Below are 16,604 nucleotides of genomic sequence, written 5' to 3'. Positions count from 1 at the left end.
CGACCTCGAGGGGGAACCTGTGCCCGGACCTGGCCGCACCGCCTTCCTGCGGCGCAAACCGGTGACCGCGATGGCCGCCGAGACCGGCGCGGACGCCGGGCGCGAGGGCGGCGACCTCAAGCGCTCGATGGGCCTCGGTCAGCTCGCGGCGATCGGCATCGGCTCCACGGTGGGCACCGGCATCTTCTTCGTGCTCTCCGAGGCCACCCCGGAGGCCGGCCCCGCGGTGGTCCTGTCCTTCGTCATCGCCGCGATCACCGCAGGCCTCACCGCCCTCTGCTACGCCGAGCTGGCCTCGGCGGTACCGGTGTCGGGCTCGTCGTACTCCTACGCCTACGCCACGCTCGGCGAGGGCGCGGCCATGGCCGTCGCGGCGTGCCTGATCCTCGAGTACCTCGTGTCCTCGGCGGCAGTGGCGGTGGGCTGGTCGGAGTACCTCAACGCCCTGCTCGAGGCCACCGTCGGCATCCGGTTCCCGGAGGCGCTGTCCGGGGCGCCCGGCACGGGCGGACTGTTCAACCTGCCGGCCGTGATCCTGGTGGTGCTCTGCACCCTCCTGCTCGTCCGCGGTGTCAGCGAGTCCGCGACGGTCAACGCCGTCATGGTCGTGATCAAGCTCGCGGTGCTGCTGCTGTTCGTCGGCATCGCGTTCACCGCGTTCGACACCGACAACTTCGCGGAGTTCACCCCCCTCGGGTTCAGCGGCGTGGGTGCCGCGGCGGGCACGGTGTTCTTCTCGTTCATCGGCCTCGACGCGGTGTCGACGGCCGGCGAGGAGGTCCGCGACCCGCGGCGCACCCTCCCCCGCGCCCTCATGCTCGCCCTGGTCACCGTCACCGCGATCTACCTGCTCGTCGCCGTGTCGGCGGTCGGCGCCCAGCCGTGGGCCGAGTTCGAGGGCCAGGAGGCCGGTCTCGCCGCGATCATGGGCGAGGTCACCGGCTCGGCGTGGCCGGGCATCCTCGTCGCCGCGGGCGCCGTCATCTCGATCTTCAGCGTCACGCTCGTGACGATGTACGCGCAGTCCCGCATCCTGTTCTCGATGAGCCGCGACGGCATGCTCCCGCCCTTGCTCTCGCGGGTGAACCCGCGCACGCTGACCCCCGTGCCCACGACGATCATCGTCGGCGTCGCCGTGGCCGTCCTCGCCGGGCTGATCCCGCTCGACGTCCTCGCCGACCTGGTCAGCGTGGGCACGCTGGTGGCGTTCTCGGTGGTCTCGATCGGCGTGATGGTCCTGCGCCGCACCGCCCCGGACCTGCCGCGCGGGTTCAAGGTGCCGGGCTACCCGGTCACGCCGATCCTCTCGATCGCCGCCTGCGTCTACCTCATCTCCGGGCTGCACTGGATCACGCTGCTCGTCTTCGTGCTCTGGCTCGGCGTCGCGCTGGTGTTCTGGGGCTCCTACGGCGCCCGCCACTCGCGGCTGGCGGCCGCCACGACCGGTGGGGAGGCGTCGTCGTGACCGTGCTGGTCGGCCGTGTGCCCGGATCGGCTCCCGGGGCGGGTGCGCTGGTGCTCGGCACCCGGCTGGCCCGTGCGCTCGGGGGCCCGCTGGTGGTGTGCACGGTGGCGTCCCCGGGTGAGGCGCAGGGTCACGCGGACACGGCGCCCGTCGTGGACGGCGTCGAGGTCGAGACGACGGTGGTCGAGGACCGCTCGGTCCCCGGGGGCCTCGCGCGCGCGGCCCACGCCCGGCAGGCGGCCGTGATCGTGCTCGGCGACGCTCCACCCGGCCCGGGCTCGGTCGGCGCACGGCTCGCCCGGTCCGCGAACGTGCCGGTGGCGCTCGCCGGGGACGGCGCGGGCGGCTCCGTCCCCGACGGCCCGATCACGCGCGTGACCTGCGCGTTCGGCGGCGGCCGGCACGCCCGGTGGGTGCTCGCCACGGCGGTCGACCTCGCCCGGCGCACGGGGGCCTCGCTGCGCGTCGCGTCCTTCGGCCCCCAGCGCGGGCCCACGGTGCCCCCCGAGGCCGGCCTGCACGCCGAGGAGATCGTCGTCGAGCAGTGGCGCGACCAGATGATCGCCGCCCAGCGGGCGGCGCTCGCCGAGCTCGACGTCACCGACGCCGAGACGGTGACCGCCACCGAGGCGAGCGTGGAGGAGGCGGTGGCGAGCGTCGGCTGGGACGACGGCGAGATCCTCGTCGTCGGCGCCAACGCGGCCGGCACCGCCACCCGCGTCCTGCTCGGCGACCCGGGCGGCGCGATCGTCCGCGGCGCGCCGGTACCGGTCGTCCTCACGCCGGGGACGACGACGTTGTCGTAGGCACGTTCGCACGGGCGAACATCTGGCCGGAACGACCTCGAGACCGTTTCGACCATCCTCCGGTCGGCGCACGAGCACCGTCCGACATCGGAGTCCGTGCGACGACCGTTCCCGCACCGGCCGCGCCCGCCGAGGCGATCACGGTGTGCGCGGGGCGCGAGGGTCACGTTCGCTGCCTCGGAGGCACTCGAGGACGCCCTCGCTCCCGGTTCGATGCACCCGGTGAGTCCCTCGCTCCCTGCGAAATGTCAACCACGGTTGACACCGTCGTTCCCGTCAACCTAGATTGACAGCATGGCTGATGCGACGGCGGTGGCGGCGGCGGCGTCCTCGCGGGACCCGGCGACAGGGCTCGCCGCGGTGGCGTCGCTGCGCACACTCCTCGAGTCCCTGGAGGAGCTGCAGGTGCGCAACGCGCGCGACCAGGGGTGGTCCTGGCAGCAGATCGCCGAGGGGCTCTCGGTCAGCCGGCAGGCGGTGCACAAGAAGTACCGCCGGCACATCCTCTGAGGATCGACGGCGGGAGGCCGACGTGTTCGAACGATTCACCGACCCGGCCCGGCGGGTGGTCGTGCTCGCGCAGGAGGACGCCCGCGAGCGCGCCGCCGACCGGATCGGCAGCGAGCACCTGCTGCTGGCGCTGTGCCGGGCGAGCGACACGCGCGGGGCGGCGCTGCTCGCCGACCGCGGGGTCACCCGCGCGAGGGTCGAGGCCGACCTCGGTGCCCCGGGGGGCGACCTGCCCGACAAGGACGCGCTCGCCAGCGTCGGGATCGACCTCGACGAGGTCCGCGAGCGCGTCGAGGACGCCTTCGGTCCCGGCGCCCTGGAGAGCACGCGAGCCGGCGGCGCGCGGCGTCGGCGGTGGGGTCACATCCCGTTCGACCGCGGGGCGAAGAAGGTCCTCGAGCTCGCGCTGCGCGAGGCGATCCGGCGCGGCGACCGCTCGATCGGCTCCCAGCACGTGCTGCTCGGGATGCTGCACGCCGAGACCGGGCGCGCGATGCCCCTGCTCGCCGCGCGGGGCGTGACGCTGACGGAGATGCGTGCCGCGCTGGACGAGCCGGGAGCCGCGGCTCAGTAGGACGGGCTGTTCGCGAAGAAGATCGCGAGGCCGAGGATCAGCAGACCGCCGAGGACGAACGCGAAGGTGCTCCTACCGTGGTAGTTCTGTCGCGCGGCCATGATCCGGCGCCCGTCGTCGACCGCGCGGAAGTACTCGGCCCAGCGCCGCCCGACGACGAACCCGATCACGAGCCCCGCGACGGCCCCGGCAGCGATGTATGTGGTCACGGTGACCCCCCTGATCTCGTGCACCACAGTGTCACCTCCGGCCACACGATCGAGTGACATCGACACGCTGTGCACTGCGGTCGGCGACCAGAAATCGGCGCGAGCACTCGAGCGAGGGAGCCCCCTGCTGCCTGGCACGCAGCCAAGGAGTCCCTCGCTGCGACGGGTTCCGCCGGTGGGTGAGGAGCGAGGGAGCCCCCTGCTGCCTGGCACGCAGCCAGGGAGTCCCTCGCTCCCCCACGCCAGCGGTGTGGCGCCTACTCGGCGAGCTCCTCCAGGGGCGGGCAGGAGCAGACGAGGTGGCGGTCGCCGTGGGCGGCGTCGATGCGGCGCACCGGCGGCCAGATCTTGGTCGGGCGCCCGCCGGCCGGGAAGGCGGCCTCCTCGCGGCTGTAGGCGTGGTCCCACGACGCGCCGAGCACCGAGCGCGCGGTGAACGGGGCGTGCACCAGCGGGTTGTCGTCCGCCGGCCACTCCCCCGACTCGACGCGGGCCACCTCACCGTGGATGGCGATCATGGCGTCGCAGAAGCGATCGATCTCGTCGAGGTCCTCGGATTCCGTGGGCTCGACCATCAGCGTGCCGGCCACCGGGAAGGACATCGTCGGCGCGTGGAAGCCGTAGTCGGCGAGGCGCTTGGCGACGTCGTCGACCGTGACGCCCGAGCTCTTGGTCATCGGGCGCAGGTCGAGGATGCACTCGTGGGCGACGAAGTCGTCCGGGCCGGTGTACAGCGTCGGGAAGTGGTCCTCCAGGCGCTTCGCGACGTAGTTGGCCGCCGCGACCGCGGTCAGGGTGGCGCGGCGCAGGCCGTCGACACCCATCAGCCGCACGTAGGCCCAGGAGATCGGCAGGATCGACGCCGAGCCCCAGGGCGCGCCCGCCACCGGGCCGACGCCGGTCTCCGGGCCCGCCGACGGCTGCGCCGGGTGGTTGGGCAGGAACGGGGCGAGGTGCTCGGCCACGCCCACCGGGCCGACGCCCGGCCCGCCGCCGCCGTGCGGGATGCAGAAGGTCTTGTGCAGGTTCAGGTGGCTGACGTCGGCGCCGAAGCGCCCGGGCCGGGCGAGCCCGACCAGGGCGTTGAGGTTGGCGCCGTCGACGTAGACCTGCCCGCCGGCGTCGTGCACGGCCGCGCAGACCTTGCGCACGTGCGGCTCGTACACCCCGTGGGTCGACGGATAGGTGATCATGATGGCGGCGAGCGCGTCGCCGGCCTCGGCGATCACCTCGTCCAGGTGCTCGCGGTCGACGTCACCGCGGTCGGTCGTCTTCACGACCTTCACCCGCATCCCCGCCGAGATCGCCGACGCGGCGTTGGTGCCGTGCGCCGAGGACGGGATGACGCAGACGTCGCGTTGCAGGTCGCCCCGGCTGCGGTGGTACGCGCGGATCGCGAGCAGGCCCGCGAGCTCGCCCTGCGAGCCGGCGTTGGGCTGCAGCGACACCGCGTGGTAGCCGGTGAGGTGCACCAGCCAGTCCTCGAGGTCGTGGATCACCTTGAGCATCCCGGGCGCGTCCGACTCCGGGGCGAACGGGTGCAGTCCGGCGAAGCCCGGGTACGTGATCGGCTCCATCTCGGCGGTGGCGTTGAGCTTCATCGTGCACGAGCCCAGCGGGATCATGCTGCGGTCGAGCGCGACGTCGGAGTCGGAGAGCTCGCGCAGGTAGCGCAGCAGCGCGGTCTCGCTGCGGTGGCGGTGGAAGACCGGGTGCGTGAGGTACGACGACGTGCGCACGAGCGCCGGCGGGATCGCGTCGTCGGTGGCGGCGTCGAGGTCCTCCACGTCCCGCTCGCCGACACCGAACGCCCGCCAGAGCGCGCGCAGGTGCTCGCGGGTGGTCTGCTCGGAGCAGGAGACACCGACGTGGTCGGCGTCCGCCTCGCGCACGAGGATCCCCTCGGCACGGCATGCCGCGACCGCCCCGGCGGCGCCGCCGGGAACGCGCACGAGCACGGTGTCGAAGAACTCGCGGTGCACGACCTCGACGCCGCCCTTGACCAGACCGGCAGCGAGGACCGCGGCCATCCGGTGGCTGCGCCGGGCGATGGTGCGCAGCCCCGACGCGCCGTGGTGCACGCCGTACATCGACGCGATCACCGCGAGCAGAACCTGGGCCGTACAGATGTTGCTGGTGGCCTTGTCCCGGCGGATGTGCTGCTCGCGGGTCTGCAGGGCCAGGCGGTGGGCGGGGTCACCGTCGGCGTCGACCGAGGTGCCGACGAGCCGGCCCGGCAGCTGGCGCGCGAGCTTCTGGCGGACCGCGAGGAAGCCGGCGTGCGGGCCGCCGAAACCGAGCGGGACGCCGAAGCGCTGCGTGGAGCCGACGGCGACGTCGGCGCCGATCTCCCCGGGCGGGGTCACCATCGTGGCGGCGAGCAGGTCGCAGGCCGCGACGACGGCCGCGCCGCGCTCGTGGACGGCCGCGACGACGGCGCGGTGGTCGCGCAGCGCGCCGGACGCGCCGGGGGCGGCGAGGAGCAGGCCGAAGAAGTCGTGCTCGGGGAGCCCGACGCCCTCCCCCGTCGCTCCGCTCGCCCCACCGGTGACGTCGACGACCTCGAGCTCGATCCCGAGCGACTCGGCGCGCGTGCGGAGCACGGCGATCGTCTGGGGCAGGGTGTCGGCGTCGACGAGGAACGTGGAACTCTTCGTCTTGTCCGCCCGGCGCAGCAGCAGCATCGCCTCGGCGGCCGCGGTGGACTCGTCGAGCATGGAGGCGCCCGCGACGTCGAGACCGGTGAGGTCACAGACCATCGTCTGGAAGTTCAGCAGCGCCTCGAGGCGGCCCTGGGAGATCTCGGGCTGGTACGGCGTGTACGCGGTGTACCAGGCCGGGTCCTCGAGGACGTTGCGGCGGATCACCGGCGGAGTGATGGTGCCGTGATAGCCCAGGCCGAGCATCGGCTCGAGGACGGTGTTCTGCGCGGCGAGCCCGCGCAGCTCCTCGAGGACCTGGGCCTCGGTGGCCGGCGGGGGCGGCGCGTGTCCGGTCGGGTCGTCGGACCAGTCGGCGGGGTCGGTGCGGATCGACGTGGGCATCGCCCGGTCGGCGAGCTCCTCGAGCGAGCCGACGCCGACCGTCTCCAGCATGCGCGCCAGGCCGCGCGCGTCGGGTCCGACGTGGCGGTCGGCGAAGGGGACTCCGTGCTCGAGCGCGGCGAGCGGGGCGCTCTCCCAGGAGGAACGGAACTCGGAACCAGGCTGTGCGGTCATCGACGCCTCCGGCGGCAGGGCGAACTGGGGCCTCGCGCGGTGCGGACGTCACCGTCCGTCTCGCACGGCCTCCCCCTCTGCCGCTGCCCGCTACAGCGCGAGCGCCTGAGAGCTTCGCCGGTGAGGTGGGCTCACCTTCGGCTTGCACCATCGGCGGGTGCACGGAAGCCGGCGGGCGCCGGACCGAACACCTCTTTCCAGAGGTCGCCTCCTCCGCGCGGTCGGGGTGCCTGAGAGGTTCCGGGGAGGAGTTGCTCCTTCGGCGCCTGCACCCAGAGGCTTCTGTCTGCAGGTCTCTCCCGCGCGGTGTCCAAGTACGACGCGAGGAGGGTACCGCAGTCCGCGGCCTCGACCCAGGACGTCCGTGGGCCGCGTCACCCGGGAGTCACCCCGAGAGCCAGCCGGGAGCCAGCCGGGAGTCACCCCGGACCTATCCCGCGGAACGGGCCCCGCGGTTGCGTCGCGAGGCCAGCTCGTCCTCGGGTGCGTGCTCGACGACAGCAGCGTCGGCGCGCTCGGCCGGGAACCGGGAGATGCTGCCGGAGATCTCGCGCATCGCCCCGCCGACGGCGATGCCGAACACGCCCTGGCCGCCCTGCAGCAGGTCGACGACCTCCTCCGGGGAGGTGCACTCGTAGACCGTGACGCCGTCGGAGAACAGCGTGATGCGAGCGAGGTCGCGCACGCCGTGGCGCCGCAGCTGCTCGACCGCGACGCGGATGTTGTTCAGGGAGACGCCGGTGTCCAGCAGGTTCTTGACCACCTTGAGCACCGCGAGGTCCTTGAACGAGTACAGCCGCTGCGAGCCCGACCCCGTGGCCGTGCGGATGCTCGGCACGACGAGCTTCGTGCGCGCCCAGTAGTCGAGCTGTCGGTAGGTGATGCCGACGATCTGACACGCGGCAGGACCGCGGTAGCCGACGACCTCGCCGGTGCCCGACCCGTCGTCCCCGAACAGCTCGTCGGCGAACAGCAGACCCTGTTCACCCTCCGGGCCGAGGGGCTCGAGCTCGGGGCCGGCGGGACCGCCGTCCTGACCACCGCTCACCGACTGCCTCCCTCGTACCGTTGTGTCGCCGACGGTACGAGCGGCGGAGACGGGGGTCAACGCGACGCGCGGCGACTCTCGACCTCGAGTTGAGGGTGAGAATAGCGGGGTCGGATCTCGGCTAGGTGTCGGCCCCGCGGAAGTCCTCCGGGGACACGGAGTCGAGGAACTCGCGGAACTTCTCGACCTCGTCCTCCTGCTCGTCGGGGATGACGAGCCCGGCCTCGGAGAGGACGACCTCCTCGGCGTGGATCGGCACGCCGACGCGCAGGGCGAGCGCCACGGAGTCGCTCGGGCGGGCGGAGACGCGGACGTCGCCGTCGAACACGAGCTCCGCGTAGAAGGTGCCCTCCTGCAGGTCGATGATCCGGACCTGCTCGAGACGGCGGTCGAGCGCGCCGAGGACGTCCTTGAGGAGATCGTGGGTCAGGGGCCGGGCCGGCTTGACGCCCTGCTGCTCGAGGGCGATGGCCGTGGCCTCGACCGAGCCGATCCAGATGGGCAGGTACCGGTCGCCCTCGGCCTCACGCAGCAGGAGGATCGGCTGGTTCGCGGGGAGCTCGACCCGAACCCCCACGACACGCATCTCACTCATGCGACTCGCCCTCCTCGACTGGATCGAGCCCTGTCAAGCTACTGGCTCCGTCTGCCCGGGTACCGGTCGACGCACCGTGACGCTACACGCTCTCCGACCCCTTCGCGCGCGTCCACAGACGCCTCGAGGATCGCGTCGCCCAGCGGATCCGAGGCCCGGCGGAGCCCTCGTGTGACAGGCGCGTGACGACCCCGCGACGGCGCCCTCAGCGCCGCAGGCCGTGACGCAGACCCGACCCCACGAGCAGGGCGTGCAGGCGCCCGGACAGAGCCGCGAGCTCGGACGACAGCTCCTCCGCGCGGCGCGTCGCCTCCGGCCCGCGGCTGCGGGCCACCGGCGTCACGAGCTGGGTCAGCAGGCCCACCTCGCGGTCCGCGCTGGCGCGGGCCGAGCGCAGCAGGCGCGGCTCCACCCCGAGGCGTGCGAGCGCGCCGGCGGTCCGCGCGACGAGGACGTCCTCGGGCTCGTAGCGGCCGTCGGCGTCGGCGCGCAGGATGCCGTGGTGCTCGAGGCCGTCGAGCAGGGCGGCGTCGACGCCGTCCTCGGCGAGGAGCACGTCGCGACCCACCGAGTCGCCGCGGGGCACGCCGGCGAGGCCGTCCGGGTCGTCGTCGGGCTCGGCACGGTCGGCGACCGAGGCGAGGCTGCGCACCCGCGCGGACACGGGCGTGCTCGGCCCGCCGACGGGAGCGCCGGACCCGTTCGGCCCGCCCGGACCGCCCGGCCCGCCCGGGCCACCGCTGTCGGCGGCGGGGCCGACCGCCAGCGCCACCTCGCCGCCGGAGACCGTGTCACCGGGCAGCGACGGCCCGCCGGCCACCGGGTTGCGGTCGAACTCCTCGAGCCGCGAGCGGATGACCTTGAGCGGGAGGTAGTGGTCGCGCTGCGCGGACAGGACGAACCGCAGCCGGACGACGTCGTCGTGCGAGAACTGCCGGTACCCCGCGGGTGTGCGGGCCGGCCGGATCAGCCCCTCGGACTCGAGGAAGCGGATCTTGGAGATCGTGATCTCCGGGAACTCGGCCCGCAGCGCGTCCAGGACCGAACCGATCGAGAGGGGGGCTCCCCCCGGCTCGGGCAGCCCGGCGGCGGTCACTCCAGCCCCGCCCCCGCCCCGGCCGACCCGCCGTCGCGGGGGCCGGTGAGGAAGACGAGGCGGAACTTGCCGATCTGCACCTCGTCGCCGTTGGCGAGGACGGCCGTGTCCACGGGCTCGCGGTTGACGTAGGTGCCGTTGAGGCTGCCGACGTCGACGACCACGAACTCCGCCCCGTCGCGGCGGAACTCCGCGTGACGGCGGGAGACGGTGACGTCGTCGAGGAAGATGTCGCTGTCGGGGTGGCGCCCGGCGCTCGTGGTGTCGCGATCGAGCAGGAAGCGCGAGCCCGCATTGGGGCCGCGTTTGACCACCAGCAGCGCCGAGCCGGCCGGCAGGGAGTCGACCCCGGAGACCGGCGCGCTGCGCGACTCGGTCTCGGGCTCGGCCAGGAAGTCGGCCCGGAAGACCGACGTCGTCTCGCCCTGACGCTCGGGGGGGACCGGGGGACCGCCTGTGCTCACCGTGCTCCTCCGTCGTGTCGTGCTCGTCCAGGTCGTCCCGCCCGTCCCGCGTGCCGTGCACGACGCTCTGGGAGAGAGCGCCGGTGCGGGCTCGGTGACGGATCGTCGCGAGGTGGCCGTCACGGTACCGGTCCCCGTCACAGGGTCGAGTCCCTCCCCACCCACCGTGAGCGCGCATCCGCGTGCTGTGGCGGAGCGTAGGGAGGAGTCCCCTCGTCCAGGGCGTTCCGACGAGCGGCCGAACCTCGCGACGAGGCCTCAGGAACCGTCGACGAGGGCCTGGTAGCCCTCCGCGTCGAGCAGCTCGTCGACCGCCCGCGCGTCGGGCACCCGCAGCTCCATCATCCAGCCGGAACCGTACGGGTCGGAGTTGATGAGCTCGGGGGTCTCGGACAGTGCGTCGTTGACCGCGGTGACGTCGCCGTCGAGCGGCGCGTAGATCTCCGAGACCGACTTCGTCGACTCCACCTCGGCGACGGACTCGCCAGACGAGACCGAGGCGCCGACGGTCGGCAGCTGGACGAAGACGACGTCGCCCAGCTGGTCCTGGGCGTAGTCCGTGATGCCGATCCGGACGATCGACGCGTCCCCCCCGGTCGCGGTGATCCACTCGTGCTCGGCGGTGTAGCGCAGGCCCTCGGGGACCACCGGCGCCTCCTCATGTCCGATACTGCTCGGTAAGACTTCGGGCGGCGGCAGGCTAGAGCGCCCGGGACGCGAGGGCCAACCGCACGGGGGCGCGCGTCACGCCCTCTCGGGGAGCTCCGCGGGCTCGGTCCGCACCAGCTGCACGAGGTAGAGCGTGCCGGACCACAGGTGCAGCGCGATGCCCCACGCCGTGAACGCGTAGGCGAACGGTCGGGCCAGGTCGGCGCCCGCCCAGTCCATCTGGGCGAGCAGGAGCAGCGGGAACGCGTAGAGCAGGTTGAGCGTCGCCGCCTTGCCGATGTAGAGCACCGGGAACGCGAGGTAGCCCTTGCGCCGCAGCAGCGGCAGCGCGAGCGAGACGACGAGGTCGCGCCCGATGATGAGCGCGAGCACCCACCACGGCACGATCCCGCGGATGAGGAACGCCACCAGCGTGGCCACGGTGTAGAGCCGGTCGGCGAGCGGGTCGAGCATCTCGCCGAGCCGGCTGTACTGGTCGAGCGCACGGGCGATGCGCCCGTCGAGCCAGTCGGTGATCCCGCTGGCCACCAGCACGACCAGCGCCCACCCGTCGGCCTGCGGCCCCAGCAGCAGCCAGAGGAACAGCGGCACGCCGGCGAGGCGCACGAAGCTCAGCAGGTTGGGGACGGTGAGCCAGCGCTCGTGGGCGAGCTCCCGGAGGGTCACGGCCCCGGAGTATCCCCCCGACCGCGCTGTGATGACGCGCTCGGTCTCGACCCTCGAGCGGCCCCTATCGGGAGCTCCCCTCGATGCTTCGTCTCACCGCGCGGTCCATCCCATGTCCATCGTCACGGGCGACCCGGTGAACGCCCCGCCCGCCGGGGTCTGCAGGAACGCGACGACGTCGGCGACCTCCGAGGGCTCGATGAGCCGCTTGAGGGCGTGCGGGGTGAGGATCACCTCCTCGATCACCCGGTCCTCGCTGATGCCGTGCGCACGGGCCTGGTCGGCGATCTGCTTCTCGACCAGCGGGGTGCGCACGTACCCCGGGCAGACCGCCGTGGCGGTGATGCGGTCCTCGGCGCCCTCGAGCGCGAGGGTCTTCACCAGCCCGAGCACGCCGTGCTTCGCCGAGACGTAGCCCGCCTTGTACGGCGACGCCGCCAGCGCGTGCGCCGAGGCGATCGCGACGAAGCGCCCGCCCTCGGGGGCGGCACGCAGCGCCTCCCACGCGTACTTCGCGAGCAGGAACGGGCTGGTCAGCAGGATGCCGAGCAGCGCGTCCCAACGGTCCTCGTCGAAGTCGGCCACCGGCGAGACGTGCTGGAACCCGGCGTTGGCGACGACGAGGTCGAGGCGCCCGAAGTGCTCGAGCGCCGTGTCGACCGCGGCGCGGTTGCCCTCGCGGGTGGTGAGGTCGGCGCCGAGCGACGGGCCCGGCACCGTCTCGGCCAGATCTCCTTCGGGGGCCTTGAGGTCCACACCGAGCACCGACCAGCCGTCACCGTGGAGCCGGTCCACGATCGCCCGGCCGATCCCGCTGCCCGACCCGGTCACCAACGCCGCTCGCTGCTCGTTCGCCATGTCCCGACCGTAGGCTCTCCCGCCGTGACAGGCCCTGCCCTCGGGCTCCCCGCCGCTCCCGCTCCCCTCGTGTCCGGCGTGCGGCGGATCGCCGTCCTGCGGGCGAACGGCATCGGCGACTACGTCGTCTCCGAGCCGGCCCTGGCCGCCCTGCGCCACGCGTACCCGGACGCCGAGGTGACGCTGCTGGGCCAGCCGCACCACGCCGCGCTGCTCGCCGACCGCCCCTCCCCCGTGGACCGCGTCCTCACGGTGCCGCCGATGCCCGGCGTGCGAGCGGGCGACGTCCCGGACGCCAGCGAGGACGAGGTCGAGGCGTGGTGTGCCGTGCGGCGCGCCGAGCGGTACGACCTCGCCGTCCAGCTGCACGGCGGCGGCCGGAACTCCAACGCGCTGCTGGCCCGCCTCGGCGCGCGGGTCACCGTCGGCGCCGCCACCCCGGACGCGCCGCGCCCGGACCGCTGGGTGCCGTACTGGCCCTACCAGCACGACACGATCCGCTGGCTCGAGGTCGCGGCCGCGGCCGGCGGCACGCCGACCCGCGTCGAGCCCCGCGTGGCGGTGACCGAGGACGACGTGACGGCCTCGCACGCGGCGGTGCCGCCCGGCTCCGAGGACGCCGCACCGCTGCTCGTCGTCCACCCCGGCGCCACCGACGCGCGGCGCTGCTACCCCGAGGAGCGCCTCGGCGCGATCGCGCAGGCCCTCGCCGACCGGGGCGCCCGCGTCGTGGTCGCCGGCGCGGCCGCGGACGCCCAGCGGGTCGAGCGCGCGATCGCGGGGATGCGTACGGTCCCGGAGACGGCCGTGGGGACGCTCGACCTGCCGGCGCTCGTCGGGCTGCTCTCCCGGGCCTCGCTGATGCTCGGCAACGACTCGGGCCCGCGGCACCTGGCGGGCGCGGTCGGCACCCCGACGGTCGCGGTGTTCAGCTACGCCAACCTCGCCGACGTCGCGCCCCTGACGCGCGTGTGGCACCGGGTGCTCGTGTCGTGGCACGGCGGGTGCCAGGTGTGCGGCCTGCGCGTGCTCGAGGGCTGGTGCGATCACGGGGCGAGCGCCACCCACGACGTGGACCCCGAGGAGGTGCGCGAGGCCACCCTGGACCTGTGGGACCAATCACGGGGAGCACGCCGATAGGGCTCACCTGACCCGCAGCGTCGTCCCCTCCCCGGGCGCCACGATCTCGCCGATCACGGGGTGACCCGGGATCTCGCCCGCGAGGAGCAGCCCGCCGGAGGTCTGCGCGTCGGCGAGCAGCAGCGCGGTGACCTCGTCGACGTCGAGGCGCGCGTGCGGGCGCACCCAGTCGAGGTTGCGCCGCGAGCCGCCCGGGACGTAACCCGCGGCCGCCGCGTCCCGCGCGCCGTCGAGGAACGGCACCGCCGAGCTGTCGATCACCGCGGTGGCCCCGGAGGCCCGGGCGAGCTTGTGGGCGTGCCCGAGCAGGCCGAAGCCGGTGACGTCGGTGCCGGCGCGGATCCCGGCGGCCAGCGCGGCCCGCGAGGCCTCGGCGTTGAGCCGGGTCATGACCTCGATCGCCTCGGCGAACGACTCCCCGGTGGCCTTGTGCCGGTTGTTGAGCACGCCGAGCCCGAGCGGCTTGGTCAGCGTGAGCGGTGTGCCCGGGCGGGCGGCGTCGTTGCGGATGAGCGTGTCGGGATCGCCGACACCCGTGACCGCCATGCCGTACTTGGGCTCGGGGTCGTCGACCGAGTGCCCGCCCGCGACGTGGCAGCCGGCCCGGTCGGCCACGGCGAGGCCGCCGCGCAGCACCTCGGCGGCCAGGTCGTAGGGCAGCACCTCGCGCGGCCAGCACAGGAGGTTCAGCGCGAGGACCGGACGCCCGCCCATGGCGTAGACGTCGGACAGCGCGTTGGCGGCGGCGATGCGACCCCAGTCGTAGGGGTCGTCGACGACGGGCGTGAAGAAGTCGGTGGTGGCGATCAGCGCGAGCCCGTCGCGGATGCGCACCGCCGCGGCGTCGTCGCCGTCCTCCAGCCCGACGACGAGCTCGCCCTCGCGCGGCGTCGAGGCCGACGGCATGAGCCCGCGCACGACGTCCTCGAGCTCGCCGGGCGGGATCTTGCAGGCGCACCCGCCGCCGTGGGCGTAGCCGGTGAGGCGGTGGGCGGGAGACGGGGCGTCGAGGGGAGCGCGCCGAGCGGGGAGCTCGACCCCGGAATCGGGCGGCGTCGCGGTCATGCCCCCGTTCTACAGCCTGTGCAGACCGTCCAGCACCCGCTGCATGATGTCGCGCGACGGGGCGCCGGTGGACGCGACCGCCCGCGGGTGCACGAGCAGCAGGCCGGCGCCCGCCATGTCGTCGATGATCACCCGAGCGACTCCCAGCGGCACCGACAGCAGGGCCGCGACCTCGGCGACCGAGCGCGGGTCGCCCACGACGTCACCGAGGGCGACGTGCTCGGGGTCCTCCAGCGGCGGGCGCGGCGACGGGATCGACACCAGCGTCTCGACCGCGAGGTCCGCGCGGGCCCGCGTGCGCCCGCGGGTCCGGACGTAGGGGCGCACCCGCGTGCGCGTGCTCTCCGGCGGCGGGGGCGACGTGAGGAACAGGGGCAGCGTCGGCGCGTCGTCGGCCGCGGGCTGCGCACGGGCAGGCGGCGGGGCCTGCACGGGGACGGCGTCGTCCTCGGCCTTGGTCTGCTCGGCCTTCTTGCGGGTCCGCCGTGCGTGCGAGCCGAAGCGCGCGCCGGTGAGCGGGAGCAGCTCCTCCCCCTGGCCGGGCAGGACGATCTCCTCGGGCGCCTCGACGACCTCGGGCGCCTCCTCGGCCTCGTCCTGCTCGAGGACCTCCTCGGTGAGTGCGCGGGGGAAACGGGCCCCGGTACGGCCGACCCGCGAGCGACGGCGCCGGCGGCCACCGACCGTGCCCTCAGGACCCTCAGGGCCCGCATTGCCCTCAGTGCCCTCCCCGTCGCTCACGCTCCGCGTCCTCCCGGTGATCACGATCGGTGGATGTGATCGGTCGGTCCTCTCGCGGAACACCATCGCGCTCACCGGACGAAGGGGACCGATCGCCACGATAGTGCAGGTCTCGGTTTCATCACATGCCGGCGCGTGCCCCGATCGGGGGTGCGTGACGATCGTGACGGACGGTGACATGGTCGTTACCGAGTGACAGTCGTGTCACGTCCTCGGGACGACATCGTTGCGACCCGACCAGAGGCCGTGTCCAGCGACGACGGCCGGTTCCGAGAGGGCTAAGCTCGTGCTCAGCCCCATCTCGGACCTCTCTCCGTGGGGCTGTTTCCACCGAGGCTCGGGGTCGTCGCCGTTCCACCCGGTCCGCCGGGGCGGCGACCCCGGGCTTCGTTGCTTGTACACATCAACTCCTCGGGCCGCGCACCCGGATCCGCTCCCCCGCCAGCGCGACGACGTCACCCGGACCGACCTGGCGGCCCCGCCGGGTCTCGCCTCGGCCGTTGACCGTCACCTCGCCGGCCTCGAGGACGTCCCGGGCCGCGGCGCCGTGCTCGACGAGCCCCGCGAGCTTGAGCAGCTGGCCGAGCCGGATCGTCTCGTCGCGGATCTCCACGTCACGGATCCGGCTCCTGCCCTCGGGCGCGCGGTCCTCCACGGGGCGAGTGTGCATCGCGCCTCGCTGCCGGGCAGGCGGGGCCCGCCGCTGCTGTGATGGCGCGGATGGTCGTGCTGCTCGTCGTCGCCGGGTGCGCCGCCGGGCTGTCGGGCTCGATGGCCGGCCTGGCCTCGCTCTTCTCCTACCCGGCGCTGCTGGCGGTCGGCCTCTCCCCCGTCGCCGCCAACCAGACCAACACGATCGCCCTGGCCGTCGCCAGCGTCGGCTCGGTGGCCGGCTCACGCCCGGAACTGCGCGGGCAGGCCCCGCGCGTGCTGCGCCTGCTGCCGTTGACCCTGGTCGGCGGCGCGGTCGGCGCGGGCCTGGTGCTCGTCACCCCATCCGACGCCTTCGCGCTGATCGTGCCGTTCCTCGTCGCGGGCGCGTCGCTCGTCCTGCTGCTGCCCCGGCGGGCGGACGCCAAGCCGGTGACGTCGCGGGCGGGGCAGGCGACGACGGTCGTGGGCGTGTTCGCCGTCGGCGTCTACAGCGGCTACTTCGGTGCCGCCGCCGGCGTGGTGATGATGGCGCTGCTCGTGCGCTCGCTCGCGGACAGCCTGGTGCGCGTCAACGCCGTGAAGAACGTGCTGCTGGGAGCGTCCAACGCCGTCGCCGCGTTCGGCTTCGCGGTGCTCGGCGAGGTGTCCTGGTCCGCGGCGCTCCCGCTGACCGCCGGCCTGCTCGTCGGCAACTACTGCGGGCCGGCGATCGCCCGCCGCCTCCCGCCGACGGTGCTGCGGGTCGGGATCGCCGTGGCGGGCCTCGTGCTGGCCGGCGTGCTGCTCGACCGAGCCCTCACCGGCGCCTGACCGGCGCGGGGCCGGA

Annotated in this window: 18 protein-coding genes and 1 riboswitch; of the genes, 6 read left to right on the top strand and 12 right to left on the bottom strand. The window is 74.0% G+C overall.

Features of this window, described 5'->3' with window-relative positions; genetic code table 11:
• Positions 1 to 70: 70 nt before the first annotated feature.
• From AC2A1K_RS23245 to AC2A1K_RS23230, 4 genes are all read left to right on the top strand, one after another.
• A complete protein-coding gene (locus AC2A1K_RS23245; RefSeq protein ID WP_483898744.1) occupies positions 71 to 1,465 on the top strand; it encodes an APC family permease in 1,395 nt (464 codons plus the stop codon).
• The gene (locus AC2A1K_RS23240; protein ID WP_483898707.1) at positions 1,462 to 2,271 is read left to right on the top strand and encodes a universal stress protein; all 810 of its coding nucleotides are present in this window, start codon (positions 1,462 to 1,464) and stop codon (positions 2,269 to 2,271) included. Before AC2A1K_RS23245 ends, AC2A1K_RS23240 begins: the two co-directional genes overlap by 4 nt.
• 294 nt (positions 2,272 to 2,565) lie before the next feature.
• Positions 2,566 to 2,781, top strand: coding sequence for a helix-turn-helix domain-containing protein (locus AC2A1K_RS23235; RefSeq protein ID WP_337706031.1), 216 nt, complete (start codon positions 2,566 to 2,568; stop codon positions 2,779 to 2,781).
• Positions 2,782 to 2,803: 22 nt separating this feature from the next.
• Entirely contained in the window at positions 2,804 to 3,355 is a 552-nt protein-coding gene (locus tag AC2A1K_RS23230) for a Clp protease N-terminal domain-containing protein (protein ID WP_483898706.1), read from the top strand.
• Here the strand turns inward: AC2A1K_RS23230 and AC2A1K_RS23225 are convergent.
• From AC2A1K_RS23225 to AC2A1K_RS23185, 9 genes are all read right to left on the bottom strand, one after another.
• Entirely contained in the window at positions 3,349 to 3,564 is a 216-nt protein-coding gene (locus AC2A1K_RS23225; protein ID WP_483898705.1) for a hypothetical protein, read from the bottom strand. The genes AC2A1K_RS23230 and AC2A1K_RS23225 overlap by 7 nt on opposite strands.
• A 257-nt stretch (positions 3,565 to 3,821) precedes the next feature.
• Positions 3,822 to 6,782: an aminomethyl-transferring glycine dehydrogenase gene (gene gcvP / locus AC2A1K_RS23220; protein WP_483898704.1), complete on the bottom strand. Its 2,961-nt coding sequence runs from the start codon at positions 6,780 to 6,782 to the stop codon at positions 3,822 to 3,824.
• Between the two features lie 208 nt (positions 6,783 to 6,990).
• A riboswitch (glycine riboswitch) is annotated at positions 6,991 to 7,094 on the bottom strand.
• A 118-nt stretch (positions 7,095 to 7,212) separates the two neighbouring features.
• Positions 7,213 to 7,830: a MerR family transcriptional regulator gene (locus AC2A1K_RS23215; protein WP_483898703.1), complete on the bottom strand. Its 618-nt coding sequence runs from the start codon at positions 7,828 to 7,830 to the stop codon at positions 7,213 to 7,215.
• A gap of 121 nt (positions 7,831 to 7,951) precedes the next feature.
• Complete coding sequence (locus AC2A1K_RS23210) at positions 7,952 to 8,425, bottom strand: bifunctional nuclease family protein (protein WP_483898702.1); 474 nt, start codon at positions 8,423 to 8,425, stop codon at positions 7,952 to 7,954.
• 205 nt (positions 8,426 to 8,630) lie between these two features.
• The gene (locus AC2A1K_RS23205) at positions 8,631 to 9,521 is read right to left on the bottom strand and encodes a MerR family transcriptional regulator (RefSeq protein WP_483898701.1); all 891 of its coding nucleotides are present in this window, start codon (positions 9,519 to 9,521) and stop codon (positions 8,631 to 8,633) included.
• The gene (garA, locus tag AC2A1K_RS23200) at positions 9,518 to 9,985 is read right to left on the bottom strand and encodes a glycogen accumulation regulator GarA (protein WP_337706036.1); all 468 of its coding nucleotides are present in this window, start codon (positions 9,983 to 9,985) and stop codon (positions 9,518 to 9,520) included. The genes AC2A1K_RS23205 and garA overlap by 4 nt, the downstream gene beginning before the upstream one ends.
• Before the next feature lie 258 nt (positions 9,986 to 10,243).
• Positions 10,244 to 10,633: a glycine cleavage system protein GcvH gene (gene gcvH / locus AC2A1K_RS23195; protein ID WP_483898700.1), complete on the bottom strand. Its 390-nt coding sequence runs from the start codon at positions 10,631 to 10,633 to the stop codon at positions 10,244 to 10,246.
• A 96-nt stretch (positions 10,634 to 10,729) separates the two neighbouring features.
• Positions 10,730 to 11,320 carry a cardiolipin synthase ClsA gene (clsA, locus tag AC2A1K_RS23190; protein ID WP_483898699.1) on the bottom strand — a complete coding sequence of 197 codons (591 nt, stop codon included), beginning with the start codon at positions 11,318 to 11,320 and terminating at the stop codon, positions 10,730 to 10,732.
• Positions 11,321 to 11,413: 93 nt separating this feature from the next.
• A complete protein-coding gene (locus AC2A1K_RS23185; RefSeq protein WP_483898698.1) occupies positions 11,414 to 12,178 on the bottom strand; it encodes an SDR family oxidoreductase in 765 nt (254 codons plus the stop codon).
• 24 nt (positions 12,179 to 12,202) lie between these two features.
• Here AC2A1K_RS23185 and AC2A1K_RS23180 point away from each other — a divergent pair, with 24 nt between their 5' ends.
• Positions 12,203 to 13,318 carry a glycosyltransferase family 9 protein gene (locus AC2A1K_RS23180; RefSeq protein ID WP_483898697.1) on the top strand — a complete coding sequence of 372 codons (1,116 nt, stop codon included), beginning with the start codon at positions 12,203 to 12,205 and terminating at the stop codon, positions 13,316 to 13,318.
• A 3-nt stretch (positions 13,319 to 13,321) separates the two neighbouring features.
• Here AC2A1K_RS23180 and selD read toward each other — a convergent pair whose 3' ends face one another.
• From selD to AC2A1K_RS23165, 3 genes are all read right to left on the bottom strand, one after another.
• Positions 13,322 to 14,383 (bottom strand): selenide, water dikinase SelD, encoded by a 1,062-nt coding sequence (gene selD / locus AC2A1K_RS23175; protein WP_483898696.1) that lies wholly within the window; start codon positions 14,381 to 14,383, stop codon positions 13,322 to 13,324.
• Positions 14,384 to 14,392: 9 nt separating this feature from the next.
• A complete protein-coding gene (locus AC2A1K_RS23170; protein WP_483898695.1) occupies positions 14,393 to 15,124 on the bottom strand; it encodes a DUF742 domain-containing protein in 732 nt (243 codons plus the stop codon).
• A gap of 403 nt (positions 15,125 to 15,527) precedes the next feature.
• Positions 15,528 to 15,779 (bottom strand): RNA-binding S4 domain-containing protein, encoded by a 252-nt coding sequence (locus AC2A1K_RS23165; RefSeq protein WP_483898694.1) that lies wholly within the window; start codon positions 15,777 to 15,779, stop codon positions 15,528 to 15,530.
• Between the two features lie 65 nt (positions 15,780 to 15,844).
• Between AC2A1K_RS23165 and AC2A1K_RS23160 the strand changes: the two genes are divergently transcribed.
• Complete coding sequence (locus AC2A1K_RS23160; RefSeq protein WP_483898693.1) at positions 15,845 to 16,588, top strand: sulfite exporter TauE/SafE family protein; 744 nt, start codon at positions 15,845 to 15,847, stop codon at positions 16,586 to 16,588.
• Positions 16,589 to 16,604: the final 16 nt, after the last annotated feature.

It is taken from the genome of Actinomycetospora sp. 2LY8.5 (assembly GCF_057180585.1).
This window is presented reverse-complemented; position numbering and strand designations above follow the sequence as displayed.

Bases quoted from the DNA above. Each gene is read 5' to 3' on its own strand.
- AC2A1K_RS23160 (WP_483898693.1), top strand. From the start codon at position 15,845: ATGGTCGTGCTGCTCGTCGTCGCCGGGTGCGCCGCCGGGCTGTCGGGC.
- AC2A1K_RS23235 (WP_337706031.1), top strand. From the start codon at position 2,566: ATGGCTGATGCGACGGCGGTGGCGGCGGCGGCGTCCTCGCGGGACCCG.
- selD (WP_483898696.1), bottom strand. From the start codon at position 14,383: ATGACCGCGACGCCGCCCGATTCCGGGGTCGAGCTCCCCGCTCGGCGC.
- AC2A1K_RS23185 (WP_483898698.1), bottom strand. From the start codon at position 12,178: ATGGCGAACGAGCAGCGAGCGGCGTTGGTGACCGGGTCGGGCAGCGGG.
- AC2A1K_RS23210 (WP_483898702.1), bottom strand. From the start codon at position 8,425: ATGAGTGAGATGCGTGTCGTGGGGGTTCGGGTCGAGCTCCCCGCGAAC.
- gcvP (WP_483898704.1), bottom strand. From the start codon at position 6,782: ATGACCGCACAGCCTGGTTCCGAGTTCCGTTCCTCCTGGGAGAGCGCC.
- AC2A1K_RS23245 (WP_483898744.1), top strand. From the start codon at position 71: ATGGCCGCCGAGACCGGCGCGGACGCCGGGCGCGAGGGCGGCGACCTC.